The sequence below is a fragment of the Paenibacillus graminis genome, from assembly GCF_000758705.1.
Classification (GTDB): Bacteria; Bacillota; Bacilli; order Paenibacillales; family Paenibacillaceae; genus Paenibacillus_AQ; species Paenibacillus_AQ graminis.
Genome location: NZ_CP009287.1, coordinates 4,749,011 through 4,773,686 on the forward strand (window position 1 = coordinate 4,749,011; position 24,676 = coordinate 4,773,686).

Sequence of the window (24,676 nt, forward strand, 5' to 3'; positions counted from 1 at the left end):
TCTTGACAGCAGACTCAAAGCTTGCTAACATTGACTACTGAATCATCCGCTGAGCATCATTACTAAGCATAGAAATATTCTCGCTCCTCATATATTCTTCCATATGCTTCGTGGCATTTCCGTGAACCCAAAGTTTATTCCCGTTAACAGTGATATCTTCAAGAACGAATGAAGTTGGGATATAAGTTCCTTGACGGACACTTTGTGTTGCCGTAATTCTTCCCCATATAGTTGCTGTTAGATCCGCTGATTGCTTCTCAAATTTCCCTCCAGGCCAGAAATTCATCATCAATAATGCGGCACTAGCAAAATGCCTTACTGACCACGTGTCTTCTTGAGAGATACGAGCATATTCTTTGGTCTCGCTTAAAAGCCCTGCTGTCCAAAAATCTATGGCAGAGAACCATGAAGAGTGAGCTGCCTTTATTGCATTCCACTCTGATTCCCAAAAACCAGGAGCTCTTGTCTCCTTGACATCACACGAATTTGCATATATACATTGTCTATTTCCGGTAGGATCAATATATTTTAACGGATTATTGCTTACATACGTATACAAATTCAAACTCAGCGGATTATCAATCTGTCCCTCATACGTATCCTCATTTAAAAACTGTCCCATGCTCGGATCACAGTCTGTTTTCTGGACCATAGCTTTCTCCAGCATACTTGAAGGAGTAAAATCTCCTCTTTTTTAGAAGTAGTATTCCCAATCCATCGAACACATAATTTTTCTTAACCTCGCCGTTGGTATCAATAATCTGTATCACAGCACCGTGACCATTAAACAGATAATAATATGTTCACGAAGCGCTGGGGTGTAAGCAATCTCTGTACCCATAACTTTATTTACGGCACACAGAACAAGCACCGGATTGTAGACGACCATATGGTGAAGTGTGATCCAGGGAAAATCGTCCCCCTGCTTTTTTACCCTGCTGGGGACAGCATGGCCCATCAATAGCAGGACAGCTTACACCATCAACCTCCGGTCATTATGGGTTAGCAGTAACAAAACCCAAAAAAAAGTTATCATTAGTAATTATAAGTTATAAAGGGGCAGGAGAGTTGTGCTGAAACAGGATAACTTTAAGTACCTGAACAAACTCGTGGGTACATTCATGTTTAGACAAAAATTCATACGTAACTTACTAGGGTTAAATCCATTTGGACACAGCCGACCGATTCTTTAGGCACTGGATAGGGCTATAATTAACTAAAAAAAACCACATGGGGTATTCATCACATGTGGTTCTAGCTAATCTATCAATTCCAAACATCACATTAGTCAATCGGCCATGGCTCAATCGTTTTCACTGCGCTTAGCGGAATTAAAAGCCGTGTATCATCATGGTCTTCCTCAGGCATTATCACTATAGTATTGTTGAATGAATAATAACTAATATACATTCCTATTACATGTAAATTATCAAGAAATGTTATCTTAATATATTTATCTAAATAATTCTCCATAAAAACCTCTTGTTTTTCCATGATACCCCTCCTAATACTATAAGTAAGTAATTTCCATCTTGCCATATCCAAAATTAAAGTAAAGAGAGTTGTCAACTCTCTTATTAAAATTCTTCCTAGTAAGCATATTCATTAATGGAGCCAACGAGCTATAGTTTTTATTGCACTTAGCGGAATTAAAAGCCGTGCATCATCATGCCCGTCTTCAGGTACTAAAACTATGACATTATTAGAATAATAATAATCAACATACATTCCCGTTACATATAAGTTATCAAGAAATGTTATCTTGATAACTTTATTTATGTAACCCTTCATAAATATCTCCTGCTTTTCCATGAAAGCTCCTCCTAAATAATATCTGGTTTTCTATCGTCAAAAAAGTATATTCCCTCATTCGTCCAAACTTGAACATCATATCTGAATGGTTTGTCTTCAAAATAATTGTACAATTTAGAACTAAGATTGATGATATCCGTTAGTTCGAATTCAACATTGTCAAATGTTAGATCATATATAACAACATCTGCACCTTGCTCCTCTATCCCGTATTTAATTGCATCATATGCACTACCTAGTTTGAACTTACCTCCTTCAGGAAAAGCTGTCTTTAATTCAACCTTGTAATAACCGTTTACTATAAAATCATACTGTGGTGATTCACCTTTAGCTTCTGGGTTTAGATAAACATCCTTCCCCATTTCTAACAACAAATTAACAACATATTTTTCTTGTTCATGAAGTTTTTTCTTTGCTCTGTTACTTTCAGCAGTATATAAACCTCTACATACTGGAGTATTATCTGGATGATAATCTGAAAAAGTTATGCCAAAAAATTCAAGTGCGAGATTACCATCAACTCTCATTTTAATATTACCGCTTGGATCGTTGAACATTAGAGGGTTGTTTTCTACGTAAGTATAAAGGTTCAAACTCAGCGGATTATTAATCTGCCCCTCATACGTATCCTCGCTGATAAACCGTCCCACACTGGAGTCGAAATCCCGCGCCTGCGCATGGGAGTAGCCACTGTAGTAATCATAGCCCAGGCTGGTGTAGCCGAACAAGTTGTCCGGGCCAGGCCCGTTCAGGTCAAATTTCTCCGGGGCTTCGGCCACGCCGAATTCGTCGTAGCGGTACCGTGCGGACATGCTGCCGTCCTGGCCTTCCAGTCCGATGACGCTGCCCTGTGCATCACTCAGATAAAAGAGTGTCTTCGGCGCACCCGCCGCTGCGCTAGCTCCGCTGGCTCCGGCGGTCGGCTCCCAATCGTTGCTCTTGTCTCCGCTGACCAGATAGCTCATGCTGATCCGCTCTTCACCGGCTCCGTACACATAAGACTGCTTCCAGTTCTGTCCGGTAGCTCCAGTTGCGGTCAAAGGCTGCGGAATGCTCATGGTGGTGTCATTGGTAAAATAAATATCCAGCTGCCGCTTCTTATACTGCGGCTCCCAGCCGTCCCGGTTGCCAGCAGGGTTGCCGGACGGGTAGGCATCCTGAACCGCACCGTCACCGAGGATGGTCTGCATGCTGACCCGGTTGCCGTCACCGTCATACTGGTATGTGGTAATGTCGCCGTACGCATTGGTGTTTCCGACCAGGCGGTTTGATGCATCCCAGCGGTTGCTCTCCAGCACCTGCGGGCCTGCCGCCTGCGCGGCTTTCAAGAGCGCATCGGGATTAAGAGCCTTATCTGCCCCGTAGACATCCCCTGTTACTCCCGCTTTAACATTCGCATCCGGCAGACCGGATAATGAAGCTCCTTCATCACCGGTTGAAATCGTTCCGGCTGGACTTGAGGCCGGATCTGGAATCGATGACAACGGATCTAAAAGCTCAGTCAACGCATTTGCTCCTGTGGCTGCATCTGCAATTCCGTCAGCATCTGTAGTAGCGGCTGCACTTGCTCTTGCATCTGCGTTTACATCTGCATTCCCGCCCGCCTTCAGTCCGCTTGTCCCCGTCTCCGAATAGACACTGTCCGGCACCGAAATCTTCTGCGCACTCGCCTTCGCCGTGAACAGGTTCAGCGATGCTTGGCTGTCGATACCGCTCACTTTCAGCAAATTGCCGCGCTTGTCGTAGGTGTAGTCCTTGTAGTCGCTGCCTTTTTCAAAACGGGTCAGCTTGTTCGCCGCATCGTAGGTATACAATTCCTTGATAGTGGTTCCGGTTTCTGTGGTTTCTTTTCCCAGCCGGTTGCCCACAGTGTCATAAGAGTAGACGACCTTGGACCCGTTCTGCTTCTGCACTTGGACCAGCTGATTCAGCGCGTCATATGCATAATCCGAGATGTCCGCCGGACGCTGTGCTCCAGTCGGGTTATCTTCATCGCTGCCGCCTTCGTGGCGTTCACTGCGGATTTTATTCCCTGCCGGATCGTACACGTAGGTAAGTTGTTCCAACAGTGCACCGCCTGGTGCCGTATGTTTCATCTCCAGCAGTTGTCCAACGCCGTCATAGTGATAGGTGCTCCGGCCATTGTTTGGAAGCAGCTTCTCCGTCAGGCGTCCCGCTGGATCATATTGATAGCTGGTAATCCGGTTCTGCGCATCCGTTACTTGCTTGATGCGGTCAAGCTTGTCATAGTCATAGCTGACCACGGAGTTATCCGGGTAAATGATCCGGCTGCGCTGTCCGGTTGCCGTCCATTCATAACGCACGTTGTTGCCGCGCGGATCTATTACCGAGGTTGGACGGTTGAGTGCGTCATAGGTATACCGCGTGTCCCCGGTGCTGTCTGTCATCAGGGTACGGCGTCCCGCGAGATCATATTTATATTTTACCGTGAGATCATTACCGTACTGAATCTGTTCCACTTGATTGCCTTTATTGTAGGCATAGACGGTTGCATTGCTGTCCGGTTCTGTGACCTGACGCAGGTTCCCGTTCTCATCATAGGCAAGTGTAGTCTTCTCCTGCAGCGGATTCACCGATTCCGTCACCCGGTTCAGTGCATCGTAATGGTAGGAAGTCACTGCTCCAAGAGCATTGGTTTTGTCCAGCAGGTTGCCGGAGGCGTCGTAGGAGTACTTAGTGGTGCTGCCTTCCGCGTTCTTGACTTCCGTCAACCTGCCGAGCGGATCATACGTAAAAGCCGTCTCGTGATGATTCGCATCCACGATCTTTTCTACATTGCCCTGGGCGTCGTAAGCATAAGAGGTTTCATATCCGAGCGCATTGCGCACCCGTGTATTCCGTCCCAAAGCATCGTAATCGTAAGTAGTCTTCTGTCCCGCCGCATCCAGGAATTCGGTCATCTGGCCGCGGGGATTACGGGTTACTGTAGTTTCCTCATTCAGCGGATTAATAGTTCCCGCTTCCAGACCCCGGCTGTCGTATTTGGTCGTCCAGACTGAATGGTTAGGATCAATCATTGCGACCTGGCTGCCATTCTTGTCATACCGGTATTCGGTTACCGAACCAAGCGCATCCGTTACCTTCACCAGTTGTCCGAGTGCATTATAGTCATAGTAGGTGCTGTTGCCCAGCGCATCTGTCTCTTTAATGGTATTGCCTGCCGCATCGTAGCGGTAACGCGTCTTGGCTCCAAGCGGATTGGTTACGCTCAGCAGTTCATTCCGCTTGCTGTACGTGTAGGAGGTGATGTTGCCCTTCGCATCCTTTTGGGTAAGCATATTTCCATTATCGTCGTAGGTATACGTGCTGGACTGGCCTTTTGCATCTGTAACTTCTTTCAGATGTCCGGCACTGTCGTAGCTGTAAGAAGTAACTGCTCCCGCTTTGTCCTTCGCTTCTGTGACGCGGCCGAGGGCATCATAAGTGTTGCTTGTGCTGTTCTGAAGCGCATCCTCAGTCCCGCTTAGCCGGTACACATCATATTTACTCACTGTCTTGGTCCCGGCTTCATCTGTGTGCTCCACCGGGTTGCCATTGGCATCGTAGGTGACACCGCTCTTCTGGCCCAATGCATTGGTAACCTCAACCGCACGGTCTTTCAGGTCATAGCCGACTGCCTGCAGCTTGCCTTCCGCATCCTTGATCTGAGTGGTGCGGTGCAGAGAATCACGTTCAATAATTGTCGTGTAGCCGCTCGGGTCCTTGATTTCCTTGGCAAAACCGTCAGCATCATTGGTGTAGGCTGTAGTATGTCCTTCGGCATCCGTAACGGAGAGCGGAACCCCGGCACTGTCTCTGGCAATGGAGACAACGCCGCCGAGGGCGTCCGTGCTTTTGACAAGGTTGCCTGCTGTATCATATTCATAGGCGGCACGGTTGCCCAGAGCATCGATTTCTGCAACCGGGCGGTTCTTAGCATTATAGCGGGTGAGTGAAGAGTATCCGCTCTCGTCCGTCTTCTGCGTCAGATTCCCGCGCTCGTCATAGGCGAATTTGCCTTTGTTGCCGTTAGCGTCCGTAATTGCGGTTACGCGGTCGCTGCTGTCATAGCTGTATTTGACGATGGCGCCATTTGCTGCTTGCCGCTGAACAACCTGGAAATGATTATTCCATATATATGACGTATCCTGATGAAGAGCATTCGTCCATGTTGTCTTATTCGCGGTAGTGGCAATCGATGAGGCTAATCCGGCAGCAGTTACCACTGAAGTACTCCCAGAATTTGCACTGCTGGCATTCCCGGAACTTATACTGCCGGCATTCTCGGAACTTGCTCTGCTGGTACCGCTCTGCGGATAAGTCAGAATGGTTTTGCCTGAGCCAACCCCGGTTCGAACAACAGGTGTCTGGTTCGGAGTCATATCTCCGCCAAGAACAAATAGACCGCCTGTCTTCACATTCAGATTGTTATTGACACTGACGTTGTCGCGGACGAACAGATCGCCGCCGGTCACGGTCAGATTCGCCGTCTGGTTGTTGGACACAATTCCGCCAACGGTCATTTCCTGGGCAATGTTCATCTCTACGCGTGTATTGATCGACAAGTCTCCGGCAATCAGCATCCGCTGGGCATCCACGGTCAGCCCGCCGCTGTTGTAGGTCAGACTGCCTGTTTGCAGTGTATCCCCCACAGTTACAGAGGAATCATTGTTGAGATGTATCGTCCCCCCGGACCACAGATTTCCGTATTTGCCCTGAACCTTTTGCACATCGAGTGCAAGCTTGGTGTTGGCGTTAAGTCCCTGCTTCAGAATCAGCGTGCCGTATACGCGCACAGTGATATCCTTGTTCGTATTCATCCCGTCCACGATCAGGACGACAGGCTTGCCCGGCGATCCGAACGTTACGCTCTCTTCAACATTCAAATGGCCGGAACTCACAACAGCCGGTGATGCGCTGCTGGCCGCAATCGCGCTTTGAATATCGGCAATTCCGCCTGGAGCGGCGACCGCTGAAGCACTATAGGCATTCCGTTTGCTCTCGATTGTTCCTATGCTGCCCGCTAAGTAGTCGGCTATGAGCGGCTTCAGCCCTTCAACCTTCCGGTATGCTGGTGCGTGGGCCAGATTATTCATCGTCCCGGACAAAATCACCTCATCCGATTCCGGTATATCCCGGCCGTTCGCAGGATCAATCCCCGTCTCACCGCCTTCAGGCTCTTCTCCCCGGACTACCGGCGCCACGCGCCCCTCATAGGTGGAGGAACTCGTATTGCCATAGAAATCGGTGAAACTGGTCACGCGCTGATGGTCATCATAGGCAACACTCATCGCCGCAGTTCCTTTGGCGTCCGTTACGCTCAGTACGTGATGGTTGTCATCATAGGTAAGCTTGGTTGTGGTCCCATCCACATCAGTAATCGAGGTCATGTCTCCATTTGCCGGATCATAATGAAATGACATTTGGCGGCCGGCCCGATCACTTACAGAAATCAGCTTTCCTGCTCCGTCATAGCTTAAGCTTAGAGAAGCCCCGGCTGTGCTAACCACTTCCAGCTTCGTGCCCTCATAAGCAAAAGTGATCTGATTCCCGTTCAAATCCGTGACCGATTGCAGCAGCCCTTCCGCATTGAACCGGTAACCATCCCCTTGAGGTGATGTGAGGGTATAAGTCCCTGCAGATGGCGCACTTAGCGTCCAGTCGGTACCACGCGGTGTCAGATACTGGCCTCCCGCCAAAGGCACATATTCAAAAAGCGAACCGTCCGGGCTCATAACTTCCACCTTACCGCCGTTCAGCGGGTTCAGCTTCCATTCATAGCTGTGATGCCACCCCGGTCCATTGACTCCCTTATAAGGGTCACGGCTTAAATAGCCCAGTCCGAATTGAAGCGGCATCAGCGCCTGCAGACTAATCGATTCACTGGAGTAGACAAAATCCCCGCGGGCCGGATCAACCGGCGCCTGCCCTGACGGATTCACAATCCGCAGCCGGTCCTGGATGGCCGTTTCCGTAAATTGCGGCAGATCCCCGCTGGAAATCGCACGGGTAGTCTGTGGATCAGTCAACAAAATAGAGGTCAACCCGCTGATGGTTCCCGACGAGGCCGCAGACTGGTTCAATACAGCGATGTCCTGGGCTTTTTCCTTCATCGCCTGAGCAGAATCCAGCTTATAATAATAGGCAGCCAGAGCTTCCCAGCTCAGCGAAAAAGCGGGCATAGGCGCACGCAGCACCGCAAGCGGCTCCGAATACCCCGAAAACTTACCGTCCTTCTTCGCTCTCGCCGTGATATGGACAGATTCACTCAGCGTGATCCCAAGCTGCTGACTCCATTGTCCTGCGCTGTTGACTGCAATATTGGAGTACAGCTTGTCTTCCCCGCTGGACGGATAATAGAGCTCTACTTCCAGCAGGGTTCCGGGTTCAGCAGTCCCGGAAACTTCAGATTGTCCTGAGGCCGCAGGTCTAATCTGCAATGCTGCCGGAGGCTGCACTTCGCCGCCGCCAAGAATTTCGAAGCTGGCGATTTGGCCGTAATACACACCGGTACCGTTATATTCAGCAGGTGAAATGCAGATGTTATAGCGCCCTTCGTCCAGCGGCACGCCTCCGATAGTGCCATCCCACACATATTTATGAACGATATATTGCCCGTCCTGCTTCGTCGGATACACGCCGCTCGTAATCAGATCCCCTAAGATCGGGGCAGAACCGTCTTTTTGCGGAGTACACAGGCTGATGTTGGTTTCATGTTGGTCCTGGCCGTCATCCGCTGCGTTGAAGCTGAACGAAATTTCCACACTTTTCCCGGGTCCCGGGCTAAGCTCACCTGGTTCAATCCGCATATTGGTAGCCGCGTAGGCCGGCGATGCAAGCTTGGTAAGTCCCGGAAGAACAGGAAAATAAGATATGACCAGCAGCAGCACAAGCATGACGTTCAGACGTGCCTTCAGGCTGCCGCTGCGCCGCTTCCTTTGTAACGCTCGGAATTTCATAGATCGGTCTCCTATCCTTAATAAATTAGAGTAATTTCAGCTCAGCGAGCAGTTTGTACATGATAACTGCCGCTTCGGCTCTTGTGGATGAATCTTTGGGTTTCAAAAGCTGTCCGCTGCCCTGCACCAGTTTCTTGTCAACCGCCGCCGCTACGGATTCCCGTGCCCATCGGCTAATGCTACCGTTGTCCTTGAATCCGGAAAGTACAGCCTGAAGCTTGACCGAATCCGCAGCAGATGCCGGATTGCCAATAGCAGTGCTGTCAACCGCCCGCATCAGCATCACCATCATCTGTTCGCGGGTCAGCGGATCATTGCCATGGAAAAGCCCTGCGTCCCCGGTTACAATTCCTGCCGCCGCTGCCGCTTCTACATACGGGCAGGACCAGTTCGCAGCGGAAACATCACGGAAGGTTGGCTTATCCGTCCGCACCGGCTGCAGCCCAAGAGCTGCTGTCAGCAGCTTGGTGAATTCAGCCCGGGTCAGGATGGCTTTTGGCGCATACACGGTTCCGTTCATCCCGTTCACGATGCCTCTTGCTGCCAGCACCTCAACGGCTTGCTGGGCCCAGTGGCCTGATATATCTGTGAATTGTGCCTCGCGCAGCATGACCGCGTACAGTCCTGAGGCTGATATCTTAGCCTGAACAAAACCGTCTTCCGCCGCAGTCACTCCGCCGATATAGCTCCAGATGCCTTTGTCCGGATTGTAGCTGTAGATCCCAAGCTTCTCACGCTTCGACGTCCAAGGCTCTTCCTGCGGATACCGGACTGCCAGCTTAGCCGGGATCAGGAACGGAGCGCCCGCTTGGACTTGCCAGGCGGAACCGGCCTTCAGCAGAGTTTTGCCGCTTGCATCCAGCAGTTGCTTCGTTTCCAGTTCAGCCTGAGCCAGGCTTACGGTGGTATTGTCCGGGAAGGTTCCTGCGGAAATCTCCAGCCGTGCCCAGCCGTTCAGTGCAGTCAAGGTTCCGCCGGCACTGCCGATCGCCTGAGTAACTTTAGCTCCGGTAATTACAGGGGCCTTGGCCTCCGGTGCCGGACCCGGGTTAGAGTCTGTACCCGGATGTGGGGTTTCACCTGGCGATGGAGTCGTTCCCGGATCAGGAGTCGGGTTGGGATTTTCTTTTAAATCCACTGATTCTATGTAATCGTCCTTCTTACTGTACAGCAGCTTGTTCCCGCTAATTCCGATCAGCTTCACCCCGGCATCTATCGGCAGCGGTTTTACTGCATATGTAGTGAGGTCCACCTGCTTCAGGGTGACAGCGCCGTTATCCTCCTCTTGGAACACAGCTTGATCTTCACCTATGGACATAAAGGCATATTCAGTTCCCCCGGCTTTCATCCCGGTGAGATCCACAGGTTGTGCCGTCAGGTCTTTGATGTTCAGGAGCACATATTTGCTTCCTGTGGCACTGTTTTTCTGCTTGTACAGCACATGGCTGCCATTAAATACAAACCAGTCCACCGCATTCGCACCACCCAGACTAACCAGTGCGCGGGTTACGCCACTGCTCACATCCAGCAGGCTAAGCCCCCCGTCACGGGCATTCTTGTAGACGACATTTCCGCCGGCCAGTACCGGGAAACGTCCTTCGCCCAGATCCGCTTCAACACCCGTTGCCAGATCATGATAGATCATGCTGCCGTAATTTTTGCGTTCATACCAGACCACACCTACGCCGTCCGTTGTCGGATTGCCGTATGGGCCGGCCTGCTTGTTGAGCTTCATCTGCTTGCCTGTCTCCAGATCGGCAGTGTAGATATCCCAGTGGAGTGAAGCTTCCGGCTCACTTCCCTTGTCCGCCCATACCGCAACCGCTCCATTCACATACGGCGCGTCCTTGGTTGACTGACCGGCTGTAAGCACCGCATTTGCACCATTGCGCTGATTCAGCGCGTGCACCTGCTTAACTCCGTCTGCGTCCGGTTCCAGCCACACTAGCCTATCACCCGACACGCTATAGTCTGTTCTGCCCGGATTGGCCGCCGCAGCCGATGCTTGCCTTACGCCCAGACTACTGCTGACAAGCCCTCCAAGTAAAAACACCGCCGCACAAACAGTAATAACTGCCTGCGCAAACTTCCTTTTTTGTCCGAACCTCATTCACTTCTCTCCCCCAGCGCTATTTGTAGGCACGCCAAAAAACCAAGTGCCTTGAGCGGCCCGGCTGCCCTGACATCCCTTCCGGATGAAGTAGGCCCGTGGCTTTGCGTCTCCGACTTTCGTACGGATTTGCCTTTGTTCCAAACTCGGTTTTTCTATCCCTTTATGCTTATGTAATTGTGACTTTAGATGTACAGGACACTTTTATTATCGGAATTTATTCCTATAGAATTAAGATGTTCTATTTTTCCCTTTTTCAGGTTTTGATTTCAGGATTTACCTCCAGCGTCTCTTCAGCAAAAACAGTAACAGTACTGCCCAATTCGTTACATATTAGGCAGAAACATCATTCCGATTATTGTCTATGTGCGTATATTATCAGGCATCTAAAAAAAGGGAGGAATTGGAAATGGGATATAAAAAATCTAGACATTGCTGTGTTCCACCTGTTAAAAAATGCTTCGTGGAAAAAGAAGTGGTTAAAAAGTTTATAAAAGTTAAATATGAACCGGTAGTTGTTTGTGTTTCTAAAAAGAAAAAGATCTTAGATTGCAGAGAAGTACCTTGCAGACATGTACCACATCACAGTTGTAGACCCTGCCATTCACGCAATCCTTGGAAAACGAGTAAACACAGATATTATTAAAGTCATCTCATAGGGCTGACCCAAAAGCCATGAAATGACTGCTTGGTCCTGCCCTTGTTGCTTTGGAATGGGATATACGTAGGCACTGGGGTGTATACCACGTAAAAAAGCAGAGCAGCGATCCTCCAATAACAGGAGAATCGCTGCTCTGCCTACTTTTTCTTATCATTTCAATCTGGGTTGGCTGATATTCTTACAACTGTCTAACTCCATAGATAATTTTCCGGACAACAGAAACATTTATTTCACCCGTCACATTCACTGCTCATACTTACTTGTAAAAGCCGGCCACATGCTATTTCCTGCTTACCTTACTTGCCTCCGCTTGTACCCTGCTTACTCCTGCCAGCCTGCTGTGCTACTGTGCGATCTGCTCGCGGATGTTCGCGAGGATTTTCTTCTCCAGCCTCGACACCTGGACCTGCGAGATGCCGAGGCGGCTGGCGACTTCAGATTGGGTCTGGTCGCGGTAGTAGCGCAGGTAGACGATCAGGCGCTCGCGCTCAGTCAAGGCCCCGATGGCTTCATTCAGCGCGAGCTTGTCGAACCAGCGCTCCTGCGTCTCGTCGGCGATCTGGTCGATCAGCGTGATCGGATCGCCGTCATTCTCGAAGACGGTCTCGTGGATCGAGGTCGGCGGCTTATTAGCCTCCTGGGCGAACACGATTTCTTCGGGCGTGACCCCCAGCGCCTCCGCAACTTCCCCGATGGTCGGCAGACGGTCCAGTGTTTTGGACATTTCGTCCTTCATTTTGCGGACCCTGTTGGCCATTTCCTTGAGGGAACGGCTGACCTTGAGGGTGCCGTCGTCCCGGAGGAAACGCTGGATCTCGCCGATAATCATCGGCACGGCATAGGTGGAGAATTTGACCTCATAGCTGAGGTCGAATTTATCAACGGACTTCAGCAGTCCGATACAGCCGATCTGGAACAAATCGTCAGGCTCATACCCGCGGTTCATAAACCGCTGCACCACCGACCAGACGAGGCGAATATTGCAGTTGACCAGCGTATCGCGGGCCAGATTATCTCCGGCTTGACTGAGTGCGATCAGACGTTTGACCTCCGCATCGTCCAAATAGGTCGGCGGAGCTTTTTTTGACTCTGCATCCATGGCTCCAACCCCTAATTGTATAAAGCTTTTTTCGAGACGATGGTTTTCTTCATTGAAATGGAGGTACCGCGCCCCGGTTCACTTGTGACTTCGAATTCATCCATGAAATTTTCCATAATCGTAAAGCCCATACCCGAACGCTCCAGCTCCGGCTTGGAGGTATAGAGCGGCTGCTGGGCCAGCTCCAGATCCTCGATCCCCCTACCCTGATCTTCAATCGTGAGCTGCACGGTTTCATGCTCAATGGAGGCAGAGATGCTGACAATGCCTTCAGGATCGCTGTCATATCCGTGGATAATACAGTTGGTGACTGCCTCCGAGACAACCGTCTTCAGGTCATTCAGCTCCTCCATCGTTGGATCGAGCCGGGAGACAAAAGCCGCCACTACCACGCGCGCGAACGATTCGTTCTCCGACAGTGCGGCAAACTGGACGCTCATGAAGTTACCCGCTTCGCTTTTTGTCATAACGCAACCTCCAAATCCGAGAGTGCAGCGCTCTCGTCATCATATAGGGGCATGATTTTGAACAAGCCCGACATTTCCAGCAGCCTTTGTACAGGTGCGGTGGCATCACAGACGACCATTTTCCCGCCTTTGCTGCGGATCAGCTTATACCGCCCGAGAATGACGCCCAGTCCCGAGCTGTCCATAAACTGCAGTTCCTTCAGACTTAAGATCAGATGCTCCACCTGGCCCCGCATAATAGCTTCATCCATATCCATACGTACATATTCGGCTGCATGATGGTCCAGCTCTCCAGACAGCCGGACAATCAGCACACCCCGGTGATGCTCCATCTCCACATGAGAATTCATGCTTGCCACTCTCCTCTTCGTTGCTTTGAAAAACCGTCCTGCACATCAGTTCTTCCCCCTACAAGGACAAGGTTTTCTACGCGGGAAATCTATAATCCTGCCTCACGACAAAACTAGAAGAAAACCCCTACGAATCAACAGAAAGCCTGCAGCCAATCTACAAAAAACACGAAATTAATCCACCCCGAACATTGAGCCTGCGGTCCGTTTGAACAGCTTCCACCAGCCCGCCTTCGGCACATCCGTGTCTGCCTTCAGCTCATATTCCCTGATTTTGTCCGTGCCCTGATATACGACCAGCTTGCCGACGGTCTGCCCTGCCTTTACAGGAGCTTTTATGCTTTCAGGCAGAACCAGCTCATTGCGGATGCCTTCCTGGGTGATTCCTTTTTTCAAAAGCACACTATAGGTTTCCTTTGCAGTCAGCGGCAGCTGTTTCTTTACGCCCTTCTCAATTTTCACACTGCCGATGGCGTCTCCCGCTTTGTGGATCGTATGAACCTTGTACTGGGAAAAGAGGTAATCGAACATCCCCGATACTTCACTGTTGCGCGTTTTGGTGTTAGGTTCGCCTAATACAACCGCGACGGCACGCAGTCCATCTCTGGCCGCTGTAGCGGAGAGGCAGAACTTGGCTTCCGCCGTATAACCGGTTTTCAGACCATCCGCTCCTGTATAAAAACGCACCAGTTTGTTCGTATTCACCAGCCAGAACGGCTTGGCCGAATCCTTGCGCAGATAATCCTGATAGGAGCCGGTATACTTGATAATCCGTTCATGCTTCAGCAGCTCCCGGCTGATGACGGCAATGTCATGGGCGGAGGAATAATGATTCTCGGCCGGCAGACCGTTGCAGTTGGCAAAATGCGTGTCCTTCAGGCCAAGCTCCCCGGCCTTTTGATTCATAAGATCCACAAAAGCGCTCTCCGACCCGGCCAGCTTCTCGGCCATGGCCACAGAAGCGTCATTGCCCGAGGCCATCGCAATGCCTTTGAGCATTTCATCCACGGTCATTTCTTCGCCGGGCTCCAGAAAAATCTGCGAACCGCCCATCGACGCGGCATATTCGCTCGTCCGCACCTTGTCGGTCAATTGCAGCCTGCCTTCGTCCAGTGCTTCGACGGTAAGCAGCATGGTCATGATTTTGGTAATGCTTGCCGGCGGCAGCTTATCGTGGCTGTTCTTCTCATAGATCACGGTGCCCGTGTTCGCATCCATGAGGATCGCGGAGCGTGCTCCGGGTGCGAGATCTACAGCAGCGGCTTTTTTGCCGGTGTCCTTGGCCTTGGCCTTTTCCTCTGCATATGCGCCTGAAGCTGATCCCAGAACCGAAGCAGCAACACACAGCACGAGCAGTACATAACGCATTTTTCTCACAATGGTTCCCCTCCTGAACATTAACCTTCATTTCACAGGTACTGTGTTCCAGTCTGGTCAGAAAGGGTGAAAATTATTCCATTTGTACGTGAAAAATGCCTAATCCCTTTACTCTTCTAGCCGGATACCAAAGTTTATGGACCTGGAGCAGATCACTAAATTCTGCAGGGCAGCGGGCTGGTACAAATGAAACCTTCTATTGCATACTTGGCGCGGCAGTTAATCACCGGCAGAGAAGCGGCGCGATACAGCGGACCGTTCAATATAACTGACGGCAGGGCGGGCTCCGCTATGACCGAGATACCATCTGGACAGTAAAGGATAACGGCTAATCCACATTGCGGCGAGCAGCGGGATACCTACTCCGATTACAGTAAATGGCACCAGGCCGTAGTCTGCGCCGAGCAGATATTTCAGCGCGTAATTGACCGGCAGATGCAGATACATGATGGCGATCGTATTACGGCCCAAACTGCCCAGCCATAGCAGCGGAAGAATCCTGGTCAACCCGTACACCCCGGCGCAAATGGTCAAGGAGATCAGCAGCGGAATGAAGAGATCCAACACCACAGCATCATATTCCTTGTATTTCATGTTCAGGCTATAGCGGATCATTCCGGTGCGCTCCAGAGCGAAAACACCTGCACACTGCGGCAGCAGCAGCGGCAGGGTAAGCCGGTGGCGGATCAGCGCGGGAATCGCTTTTTTGCCATAATAGCCGACAGCGTAATAAGTCACAGCCAATAGGGAAACGTCAATGTTCCAGGGAAGGTTGAAGGTGCTCAGCGAAGTGAGGGAGATCAGATGGGAGAGAGAATAGGCAGCGGTGATTAGGAGGAGCTGTGTTCTCATCGGGTAGCGGACGATAAATCCGAACAGTAATTGTGTAAAAAGCAGGCAGGTGATGAACCAGAACACACCATATGGGCCGGTCAGCGACAATCCCCCATAGAGCAGCCTGGCGATATTCTCGGCAAAACCTCTAACATTGAAGCTGAAGAGCAGCAGCACCGTGGCAATCAGCATTCCGTAGGCTGCATAGGGTGTCATCAGACCTTTGGTCCGTTTGGCCGCCCAGCCCAGGTACCGGCAGGCATCTACCGGTTTGAAGACCAGTCCGCTGAGCATAAAGAACAATGGCATCCGGAACCAGGACAGATAATGGTTGGCTGCCGCATCGCCGGAGTGCCCCATGACCACAAAAATAATACTGAAACCCTTGGCTGCGTCAATCCACAGCTCACGTTGTTTATTCACCTTTCCTTCCATCTCCTCCCAGTTCAGATTTATATTTATTGTAATTATAGGGGAGTTTACTTTTCATTTCAAACCAAAAGTTACTTTTTTGTCATAATTGAATCAGAAGTCGCAGATGCAGCAGGGGTAGGACCCTTTGCAAAACAGCCGTTTCTGTGTGTTTCAGATGAAGGGGTTAGAAATAGGCCTGAAAGTGGTCTATATAGGAGCGTTGAACTAAGTTTTTCAAGTTGCGGGGAGTCTCGCGGGTAAGCTGTGTGGTACAGACGACGGGGTGTGTGGGAAGCAGCTGGTACCTGGCGCCTTTGCGGGGGAAATCCAAGGCCGTTTACCTTTGATTGGGTCCTGGGTATTGTCCAAAAGTTGTGTAAGTGAATTACGTACCTTCTTGGCGCTTCATAAGCTGGTTAAGTTAGCTAGTTAAGTGGAAAAAGTATCACTAATATGACCGAGCATCAAGTAACTCGGTAGCTAAGTGGAAAGTATCACTAATTCACCCTAATTCGCCCCAGATAAAGGAATAGCGCTGAATTAAGTGCCCTTTTTCCACCTAACCCTCGCAATTTCTTGATTTTCGAGAAATTTAAGTGCCTTTTTCCACTTGGCTTGCCACCGAGAGGCCCCCGTGCAGGGAAATCAAAGGTATTTCTACCTTTGATTTCGTCCCTGGCGCCACTACGGTGCATATCAAAGGTATTTTCCTTTGATTTCGTCCCTGGTGCCCCTACGGTGCAAATCAAAGGTATTTCTACCTTTGATTCTGTCCCTGATGTCCCTACGGCGCATATCAAAGGTATTTCTACCTTTGATTCTGTCCCTGATGTCCCTACGGTGCATATCAAAGGTATTTTTACCTTTGATTCTGTCTCTTGGCGCCCGCGAAAGGGAAATCAAAGGTATTCCTACCTTTGATTCCGTCCCTGGCGCCCCGGCGACGCATATCAAAGGTATTTCTACCTTTGATTTCCGCCAGGGAGGCCCTGCAGTGGATTCAACGGCAGTACGCCGTTGAATCCAAAGAGCCACCCGTCCCCGGGTGGCTCCAGCCTTACTGCTAATACAAATGACATGATACCTGATGTCCCGAGTCCAGCGGGCGCAGCACCGGCTCGTCCTTGCGGCATTTGTCCATGGCGAAGGGACAGCGGGGATGAAAAGCGCAGCCGGAGGGCGGCGTCTCCGGGTTCGGCACGTCGCCGGTCAGTACTATCCGCGACTTTTTGAGCCCCGGATTCGGCACCGGCACGGCAGACATCAGGGCCTGCGTGTACGGATGCAGCGGCTTCGCGAACAGCTCCTTAGTCGGAGCAAGCTCTACGATGCGGCCCAGGTACATCACCGCCACCCGGTCGCTGATAAACTTCACGACCGAGAGGTCATGGGAGATGAACATGTAGGTCAAACCATACTGCTCCTGCAGATCCTGCATCAGATTGAGCACCTGTGCCTGAATCGATACATCCAGCGCGGAGACCGGCTCATCGCAGACGATGAACTTTGGATTCAGCGCCAGCGCGCGGGCAATGCCGATCCGCTGCCGCTGGCCGCCTGAGAATTCATGCGGGAAGCGGTGGGCCTGATAAGGCGACAGGCCCACGACTTGCATCAGCTCCTCGACACGGCTTTTCAGCTCACGGTTCTTAGCGGCTGCATGCGTCCGCAGCGGCTCCTCCAGGATGCGCTGCACAGTCCAACGCGGGTCCAGTGAAGCATACGGGTCCTGGAATACCATCTGCATATCGGTGCGGAACCGCCGCAGCTGCTCGGTATCCAGACTGCGGACATCTGTGCCGTCAAACAGGATCTCGCCACCCGTCGGCTCAATCAGCCGCAGGATGGCCCGGCCCGTGGTGGACTTGCCGCAGCCGGATTCACCAACGACAGCAAGGGTTTCCCCCTTCTCGACGGAGAGGGTGATGCCGTCCACCGCTTTTACCGCTCCCACCTGCTTGGCGAAAAAGCCTTTGCGGATCGGATAATGCTTCTTCAAATTGCGGACTTCCAGAATGGCGCTCATGATACCTCCTCCTCCTGCTGCAGCAGACAACGGCAGCTGTGTCCTGGCCGGGTTTCAAGCAGCTCCGGGCGTTCCGCCCGGCAGCGGTCAACCGCCAGCGGACAGCGCGGTGCGAACCTGCAGCCGGATGGCAGATTGGCCGGATTCGGGACCTGCCCCGGAATTGAGGTCAAACGGTCATTCTCACCGGCAAGCTGGGGCAGCGAAGCCACCAGGCCTTGTGTGTAAGGATGCAGCGGCTTGTTAAAGAGCGTCGCCACATCCGCCTCCTCGACAATCTGGCCTGCGTACATGATCACAACCCGGTCGCACATTTCGGCAACGACGCCCAGATCATGGGTAATCATCAGAATGGACATCCCTTCGGTCTGCTGCAGCTCGCGCATCAGATCGAGAATTTGTGCCTGGATCGTTACGTCCAGGGCCGTCGTCGGCTCATCGGCAATCAGCAGCTGCGGGTTGCAGACCATTGCCATGGCAATCATGACCCTCTGGCGCATCCCGCCGGATAACTGGTGGGCATACTGCTGGGCAATTTTTTCGGGACGGGGAATTCCAACCTTGCGCAGCATTTCAACCGCACGCCCGTCCGCTTCCTTCTTGCTCAGCTTCAGATGAAACCGGGCGGATTCGGAAATCTGCCGGCCAATCTTGAACACCGGGTTCAGCGAGGTCATCGGCTCCTGAAAAATCATCGCAATCCGGTTGCCCCGGATCCCCCGCACTTCCTTCACCGGCATCTCCAGCATATCCTTGCCTTCAAAACGGATCTGCCCGGCGGCAATCCGGCTGATCCGCTTCGGCAGCAGCTGCATGATAGACAGCGAGGTGATGCTTTTGCCGCAGCCGGATTCGCCGACGATGCCCAGCGTCTCCCCTTTGCGCACGGACAGGCTGATGCCGTCAACCGCACGGATGGTTCCCGCGGCCGTTGTGAATTCGGTGCACAGCCCGGAGACTTCAAGCAGTTCTGTCATCTGTATCCCTCCCGGCGTTAGATTTATATAGTCTGTATTATCTGTATAAAATAAAATGATCCAGATTCCCCTTCTGCATTAGAACAGATTCCATTCAGGCTTAGGTCGAGACAAATTCCCGAGACACATTCTATTGTATTTTCTACAGCAGATGCCCCTTATCCAGCCGGAAAACTGATTCTATTGCACGCTGTACAAAAGAATGAAGCGAAAAATGCGTATTTCCTTATAAATCGAAAATTCTATTGCACGAAATACAATCAGGTACACACACAAATCCCTTAGCATTCTTATCGTAACATCAATCCCACGCAGACCTTTAGCGTAAAATTTGTCAGTAAGCTTCAGGTCCGCTTTACTTTCCGCTCTCCTCGACTCCAAGATACTTCAGGGCGGTCAACGCATATACCTTGGCGCACTGGATGATCTGCCAGACCGGTGCTTTTTCATTGAAATTATGAATGGTGGACAGCTCAGCCGGGCCGTATTGCAGCACCGGAATCTGATGGGTCCGGAAATGGCGGGCATCGCTGGAGGCCCATTGCAGCACCCCGTAGGCTTCTTCGCCGCTTACCTCACAAATGCTCTCTACCAGGTTGCTGACAATCGGCTCTTCCGTGGAAGTCCAGTTGGCATTGCCCTGGAAGCCGAAACCTTTGACCTCAGACTCAATGCCGGCTTCAAGCAGCAGCGAACGGGCACGGTCCAGCACATCCCGGTAATCAACGCCAAACGGAACCCGTGAATCTACCTGTACCGTACAACGGTCTGCAACCACATTCACTTTTGTCCCCCCCTGAATCGTTCCGATGTTGACCGTCACATGATCGAACACCTGGTAGGCGATGGAGCCGTCCTGCTCACGTTCCTTCACATAATCCTGGGAGATGCGGATGATCTCCTGGACCTCTTCAGGAATATCCGGCTTGATGTCCCATAGGCGCTGCAGGGCTTCAATCCCCTTGGCCGCTTTGACAATCGCGCTGTCGCCTACAACCGGAGCCAGACTTCCATGTCCCGGCGTACCTTCCACGGTGAATTCGAACCAGCAGCTGCCCTTTTGCCCAATGGTCGGATTCAGCGGGCCGGAAGGCTCCGCAATGACGGCAGCCGTTCCTGTAACCAGTCCGCGCTCAAGCACCCACGGCACGCCCAGGTGGCCGCCTGTTTCTTCGTCCGGCACGACCAGCAGCGCCAGATCGCCGCGCAGCGGTACGCCCAGTCTGGACAGCAGCCCCATGGCGAAGATCAGCCCGGCCAATCCGGCTTTCATATCCGAAGCGCCTCTTCCCAGCATATAGCCGTCGACGATGTCGCCGCAGAACGGATCGAAATCCCAGCGCGACAGGTCCCCGGCGGGCACCACATCCGTATGTCCGCAAAAGATCAGTTTTTTATCAGAAGGCTCTGCCGCCCCGGATTTCAATGTCGAGACAAGGTTCAGCATCGTTTCGGTGGCCGGATGCACCTCTGTGTCTATTCCTGACTGTTTCAGATACTCCATGATGAAGCTGCTGATATCCCGCGAATCGCCCGGAGGATTCTCAGAAGGAAAACGGATCAGCTGTGAACACAGCTCCAGCAACCGCTCCTGCTCCGCATCAATTGCACTCAGCACCTTGCTTTTCCAATCTGTCATGAGTTCTAATCTCCTTTTGGTCCGCTGTAATTTGGAAAAAGAGGGACCGCAGCCCCTAGGCCCGTCCGCTCTTTTGTCAACATGTAAGTCTTAGTCTGCTGTGGAGGATTACTCCTGAATCGACAGCGGGTAGAAGCGGATGACTTCATCCGGGTAGAACGCGTAGCCGCTGATCTTGTTGTTCATGCCGACAATGCGGTTGTATTCATACAGGTAAGCCCATGGTGCTTCGGTTGTAATGATCTCCTGAGCCTGCTTGTACAGTTCTGCGCGTTTGGTGGCATCAGTCTCCGTATTGGCCTGTTCCCACAGCTTGTCTACTTCGGCATTCTGGTAATTGTTGTAGTTGGAAGAGCCTTTGCCGTACATCAGGAACCCGAGGTGATAACCCGGATCGTTGACAAAAGAAGTCCATTTGGAGATATACGAAGTCAGGTTTTTCGTTTTCTGCTGCTCCAGGAACTGGGCCCGGGCCAGCTTGTTGATGTTCATGGTAACGCCGATTTTGGCCAGCTCCGCCTGAATCAGGACAGCATCATCTTCCCAGTCGTCAAAGCCGGAGCCTAGCGTGAAGTCAAAGGTAAAGCCTTTTTCATAACCGGCCTCCTTAAGCAGTTCCTTCGCTTTGTCCAGATTATGCTCATAGACATAACCTGCATCCGAGAAGCCCGGCGTATTGCTGGCAACCGAACTCTTCATCTGCTTGGCCTGCCCGTACATTACACCCGTCAGCAATTCGTCATAGGGAATCGCGTAGTTGATCGCCTGGCGGACCTTTTCGTTGTCAAAAGGCTTCACTTTGTTGTTCATTGCAAAAAAGAGAATCCGGTTGCTCGCATTGGAGGCTACAGTCAGATTGCTGTTGCTCTTTAAGGAATCCACATCCTTCGGCGGAATTTCAATCGCCATGTCAACATCGCCTTTGTTCAGCAGCAGCACACGGTTGGAGGCTTCCTTGGTGAACTTCATCGTCACCTTGCCGAGCTTCGGCGCACCCTGCCAGTAGTCTTCGTTCGGTGTAAAGACCGCCTCGGTGGCCGGGTCCCATTTCTCAAGAGTGAACGGTCCGGAGCCGGCCGCATGGGTCTTGAGATAGTCGGCGCCTTGGGCTTCAACACTCTTCTTGTCCACAATGGAGAAGGTGTACATCGCCAGAATCTGCAGGAAATTATGATTCGCATTCGTCAGGGCGATTTCAACGGTGGAATCATCTTTGGCGGTTACGGTTTTGATGGCCGCCATGCCGTAGAGAAAACTGCCGGAGCTGGACTTCGCCACACGGTCAAGGGAATACACCACCGAATCTGCATCTACAGGATTGCCGCTCTGGAATTTCACGCCGGGTTTCAGCTTGAAAGTATAGACGGTATTGTCGCCCGATGTTTCCCAGCTCTCGGCAAGCATGGGCTTGATGTCTTCGGTATTGGCGATATTTGCGCCATTGTCGGCCTTGATGCCGTAGGTGACGAGCTGGTCATATGCCGCCAGCACCAGGGTATCCGAGGTCAAATCGTTGGCTTCCGCCGGATCGAGCGTCGTGCCGCCTTCGGAATAAGCCACCGTCAGAAAAGGCTTGGCTGCAGCCGCCGGTGCTGCGGTGCCCTCAGCAGCCGAAGTGGCAGCAGGCGTCTGTGGATTGGCGCTGCTTGCACAGCCTGCCAGCATGATTGAAAAAGCGGTGAGTGTGGACAATAGTTTTACTTTTTTCATCAATAATTCCTCCCTTTTCTATACACTGGCTACTAACATGGTGCTGCTGATTTATCTATACCGGGCTGTGTATCCGGAGCAGCGGCGGACCCAGCCGCCAGCCGCCCCTTTTATTTGCCCGAACGCAACCGTGGATCAAGCACATCCCGGAACCCGTCGCCGAGCAGATTAAAACCAAGAATCGAGGTGGCAATCCCGAGGCCCGGGAAGGTGACCAGCCACCACTGGCCGGAGATAATATACTCCCGGCCTTCCGAGATCATCGCGCCCCACTCGGCAACCGGAGGTTTGACGCCAAGGCCGAGAAAGCTGAGGCTGGACGCAGTCAGGATCGCGAAGCCCATGCCCAGCGTGGCTTGTACCATCAGCGGGGCGAGGGCGTTCGGGAGAATATGCCGGTACAGAATGACCGAGTTCTTCACCCCGATAGCCCGGCTCGCTTCCACATATTCCTTCTCCCGGAGCGAGACGGTCTGGCCGAACATCAGCCGCGCAAACTCCGGAATGCCGACGATACCGACCGCGATCATCGCACTGGTCAGGCCCGCCCCGATGGAAGCGGCGATCGCCATGGACAGCACCAGCGACGGAAAGGAGAGCAGAACATCCATCAGGCGCATGATAATCGTTCCGGTCCGTCCGCCGTAATAGGCGGCTACCCCGCCAAGCGGAACCCCGATCAGAAACGAGATGGCTACGGCGATGAGGCCGGTCCAGATGCTGATCCGTGCCCCGTACAGCACCCTGCTGAAGATATCCCGTCCGAAGTTGTCCGTCCCGAACCAATGGCTGCCGGAAGGGGCCTGCAATTTGTTCGCCATGTCCGTCAGATAGGGATCATGCGGAGCCAACCAGGGCGCAATCAGGGCGGTCACGGTCCAGATCAGAATAAAGATCAGGCCGAGTGCGGCAAGCCGGTTATGCAGAAGCAGGTGGAGCAGTGTTTTGGGTTTGTGTACAGCTGCGGGTGCTGAAGGACTGCCCTGCGCTGAGTGTGCTGCCGTGCTCAATGTAATCTCCTCCTTGTTACGGAACGTCCGTTTATTCATAGCGGATTCGCGGATCAATCAGGCCGTAGATTAGGTCAACCGCCAGGTTAATGCCGCAGTAGAGTATGGCGCTGACCAGCGTAAAGGCTTGAATCGGCGCATAATCCGCAGCCAGAATGGAATCCGTAACATAGCCGCCGATCCCCGGCCAGGAAAAGATCGTCTCCGTGATCACCGCGCCCCCCATCAGATAACCAAACTGCAATCCGAGCACCGTCAGCGTTGGAATCAGAGCGTTAACCAGCGCGTGCTTATAAATAACGGCGGATTCCTTGAGTCCTTTGGCCCGGGCGGTACGGACGAAGTCCTGATCGACGACCTCCAGCATACTGGAACGGGTCATCCGGGCCACAATGGCCATCGTGCCTGTACTGAGGCATATCGCCGGAAGCACCAGGTGGACGATACTGCTTTTTAGAGCCATCATATCTCCCGATAAAAGACTGTCCAAAACATACAATCCGGTGATATGCGCCGGCGGATTCAGGTCCCCGCTGATTCGTCCCATTGGAGCAGGCGCCCAGCCCAGTATCGAATAAAAGATATAAATAAACATCAGTCCCAGCCAGAAGATGGGTACACAGGCGCCTATCAGTGAAAAGACACGTGAGATATGGTCCAGAATCGACTCCTTGCGGGTAGCAGCAATAATCCCTACAGGAACAGCCACCAGGATAGCGATCAGAATGCTCGCAATCGTCAGCTCCAGGGTCGCCGGGAACCGCGTAGCCAGATCACTTGCCACCGAATGCCCCGTATGATAGGCATAGCCGATATTCCCCTGGAACAGCTGTCCGAAGTAACTGAAGAATTGAATGTACAGCGGCTTGTCCAGTCCCATGTCCTGGCGGATTTTGTTGACTGTCTCCTCCGGGGCCTGTTCCCCGGCCAGCATGATTGCGGGATCGCCCGGCAATACTCTGGAGAGAATGAATGTGATCACGATAATCCCGAGCAAGGCCGGAATCATCTGCGCCAGTCTTTTTAATGTGTAAGCAAACAATGAATCAACCCCCTTAAGGCTCTGTTACCTTCTTGCTTGCAGCCGCACCTGTGCTGCTGCCGCAGAATTCCATGTCAGGTACCATGCGGTTTTTTGAGTCTCTGTAGTAGTTGTGCTAATTCTACATAGAATTTGAACCCCTCACTACGTCCCGTTCAGCTAAAAAAAAGCACAACCGTTTGTCGATTG

16 protein-coding genes and 1 riboswitch are annotated in these 24,676 nt (G+C 52.0%); all 16 genes read right to left on the minus strand.

Features of this window, described 5'->3' with window-relative positions:
- Positions 1-34: 34 nt before the first annotated feature.
- The 16 genes from PGRAT_RS20410 to PGRAT_RS20500 all read right to left on the minus strand — a co-directional run bounded on the left by PGRAT_RS20410 (position 35) and on the right by PGRAT_RS20500 (position 24,487).
- Positions 35-652, minus strand: coding sequence for an RHS repeat-associated core domain-containing protein (locus PGRAT_RS20410; RefSeq protein WP_162165098.1), 618 nt, complete (start codon positions 650-652; stop codon positions 35-37).
- Positions 653-1,284: 632 nt separating this feature from the next.
- On the minus strand, positions 1,285-1,494 hold the full coding sequence (locus PGRAT_RS20420; RefSeq protein WP_025707946.1) for a hypothetical protein: 210 nt from the start codon (positions 1,492-1,494) through the stop codon (positions 1,285-1,287).
- Between the two features lie 111 nt (positions 1,495-1,605).
- Positions 1,606-1,812 (minus strand): hypothetical protein, encoded by a 207-nt coding sequence (locus tag PGRAT_RS20425; protein WP_025707945.1) that lies wholly within the window; start codon positions 1,810-1,812, stop codon positions 1,606-1,608.
- Positions 1,813-1,823: 11 nt separating this feature from the next.
- Complete coding sequence (locus PGRAT_RS20430; protein ID WP_244884032.1) at positions 1,824-8,771, minus strand: DUF6531 domain-containing protein; 6,948 nt, start codon at positions 8,769-8,771, stop codon at positions 1,824-1,826.
- Positions 8,772-8,796: 25 nt separating this feature from the next.
- On the minus strand, positions 8,797-10,881 hold the full coding sequence (locus tag PGRAT_RS20435) for an S-layer homology domain-containing protein (RefSeq protein WP_025704172.1): 2,085 nt from the start codon (positions 10,879-10,881) through the stop codon (positions 8,797-8,799).
- 51 nt (positions 10,882-10,932) lie between these two features.
- A riboswitch (cyclic di-GMP riboswitch) is annotated at positions 10,933-11,025 on the minus strand.
- Positions 11,026-11,885: 860 nt separating this feature from the next.
- Positions 11,886-12,641, minus strand: coding sequence for an RNA polymerase sporulation sigma factor SigF (sigF, locus tag PGRAT_RS20440; protein WP_025704171.1), 756 nt, complete (start codon positions 12,639-12,641; stop codon positions 11,886-11,888).
- 11 nt (positions 12,642-12,652) lie between these two features.
- Positions 12,653-13,108: an anti-sigma F factor gene (gene spoIIAB / locus PGRAT_RS20445; protein WP_025704170.1), complete on the minus strand. Its 456-nt coding sequence runs from the start codon at positions 13,106-13,108 to the stop codon at positions 12,653-12,655.
- Positions 13,105-13,458, minus strand: coding sequence for an anti-sigma F factor antagonist (gene spoIIAA / locus PGRAT_RS20450; RefSeq protein ID WP_025704169.1), 354 nt, complete (start codon positions 13,456-13,458; stop codon positions 13,105-13,107). Before spoIIAA ends, spoIIAB begins: the two co-directional genes overlap by 4 nt.
- A gap of 174 nt (positions 13,459-13,632) precedes the next feature.
- A complete protein-coding gene (locus PGRAT_RS20455) occupies positions 13,633-14,826 on the minus strand; it encodes a D-alanyl-D-alanine carboxypeptidase family protein (RefSeq protein ID WP_025704168.1) in 1,194 nt (397 codons plus the stop codon).
- Between the two features lie 228 nt (positions 14,827-15,054).
- Complete coding sequence (locus PGRAT_RS20460; protein WP_167337234.1) at positions 15,055-16,092, minus strand: acyltransferase family protein; 1,038 nt, start codon at positions 16,090-16,092, stop codon at positions 15,055-15,057.
- A 1,054-nt stretch (positions 16,093-17,146) separates the two neighbouring features.
- Positions 17,147-18,109: an ABC transporter ATP-binding protein gene (locus PGRAT_RS20475; RefSeq protein ID WP_025703225.1), complete on the minus strand. Its 963-nt coding sequence runs from the start codon at positions 18,107-18,109 to the stop codon at positions 17,147-17,149.
- Positions 18,106-19,086, minus strand: coding sequence for an ABC transporter ATP-binding protein (locus tag PGRAT_RS20480; protein WP_025703224.1), 981 nt, complete (start codon positions 19,084-19,086; stop codon positions 18,106-18,108). Before PGRAT_RS20480 ends, PGRAT_RS20475 begins: the two co-directional genes overlap by 4 nt.
- Before the next feature lie 355 nt (positions 19,087-19,441).
- Positions 19,442-20,725, minus strand: a complete 1,284-nt coding sequence (locus PGRAT_RS20485; RefSeq protein WP_025703223.1) for a M20 family metallopeptidase — start codon at positions 20,723-20,725, stop codon at positions 19,442-19,444.
- Positions 20,726-20,833: 108 nt separating this feature from the next.
- A complete protein-coding gene (locus PGRAT_RS20490; RefSeq protein WP_042267123.1) occupies positions 20,834-22,435 on the minus strand; it encodes an ABC transporter substrate-binding protein in 1,602 nt (533 codons plus the stop codon).
- A gap of 110 nt (positions 22,436-22,545) precedes the next feature.
- Positions 22,546-23,445 (minus strand): ABC transporter permease, encoded by a 900-nt coding sequence (locus PGRAT_RS20495; protein ID WP_025703805.1) that lies wholly within the window; start codon positions 23,443-23,445, stop codon positions 22,546-22,548.
- Positions 23,446-23,476: 31 nt separating this feature from the next.
- Positions 23,477-24,487 (minus strand): ABC transporter permease, encoded by a 1,011-nt coding sequence (locus PGRAT_RS20500; RefSeq protein WP_025703804.1) that lies wholly within the window; start codon positions 24,485-24,487, stop codon positions 23,477-23,479.
- Positions 24,488-24,676: the final 189 nt, after the last annotated feature.

Excerpts from the sequence above, each read along its gene's own strand:
- PGRAT_RS20480 (WP_025703224.1), bottom strand. The coding sequence starts at position 19,086 with ATGACAGAACTGCTTGAAGTCTCCGGGCTGTGCACCGAATTCACAACG.
- PGRAT_RS20425 (WP_025707945.1), bottom strand. The coding sequence starts at position 1,812 with ATGGAAAAGCAGGAGATATTTATGAAGGGTTACATAAATAAAGTTATC.
- PGRAT_RS20485 (WP_025703223.1), bottom strand. The coding sequence starts at position 20,725 with ATGACAGATTGGAAAAGCAAGGTGCTGAGTGCAATTGATGCGGAGCAG.
- PGRAT_RS20435 (WP_025704172.1), bottom strand. The coding sequence starts at position 10,881 with ATGAGGTTCGGACAAAAAAGGAAGTTTGCGCAGGCAGTTATTACTGTT.
- PGRAT_RS20430 (WP_244884032.1), bottom strand. The coding sequence starts at position 8,771 with ATGAAATTCCGAGCGTTACAAAGGAAGCGGCGCAGCGGCAGCCTGAAG.
- PGRAT_RS20455 (WP_025704168.1), bottom strand. The coding sequence starts at position 14,826 with ATGCGTTATGTACTGCTCGTGCTGTGTGTTGCTGCTTCGGTTCTGGGA.
- spoIIAB (WP_025704170.1), bottom strand. The coding sequence starts at position 13,108 with ATGACAAAAAGCGAAGCGGGTAACTTCATGAGCGTCCAGTTTGCCGCA.
- sigF (WP_025704171.1), bottom strand. The coding sequence starts at position 12,641 with ATGGATGCAGAGTCAAAAAAAGCTCCGCCGACCTATTTGGACGATGCG.
- PGRAT_RS20420 (WP_025707946.1), bottom strand. The coding sequence starts at position 1,494 with ATGGAAAAACAAGAGGTTTTTATGGAGAATTATTTAGATAAATATATT.
- PGRAT_RS20475 (WP_025703225.1), bottom strand. The coding sequence starts at position 18,109 with ATGAGCGCCATTCTGGAAGTCCGCAATTTGAAGAAGCATTATCCGATC.
- PGRAT_RS20490 (WP_042267123.1), bottom strand. The coding sequence starts at position 22,435 with ATGAAAAAAGTAAAACTATTGTCCACACTCACCGCTTTTTCAATCATG.
- PGRAT_RS20410 (WP_162165098.1), bottom strand. The coding sequence starts at position 652 with ATGGTCCAGAAAACAGACTGTGATCCGAGCATGGGACAGTTTTTAAAT.
- spoIIAA (WP_025704169.1), bottom strand. The coding sequence starts at position 13,458 with ATGAATTCTCATGTGGAGATGGAGCATCACCGGGGTGTGCTGATTGTC.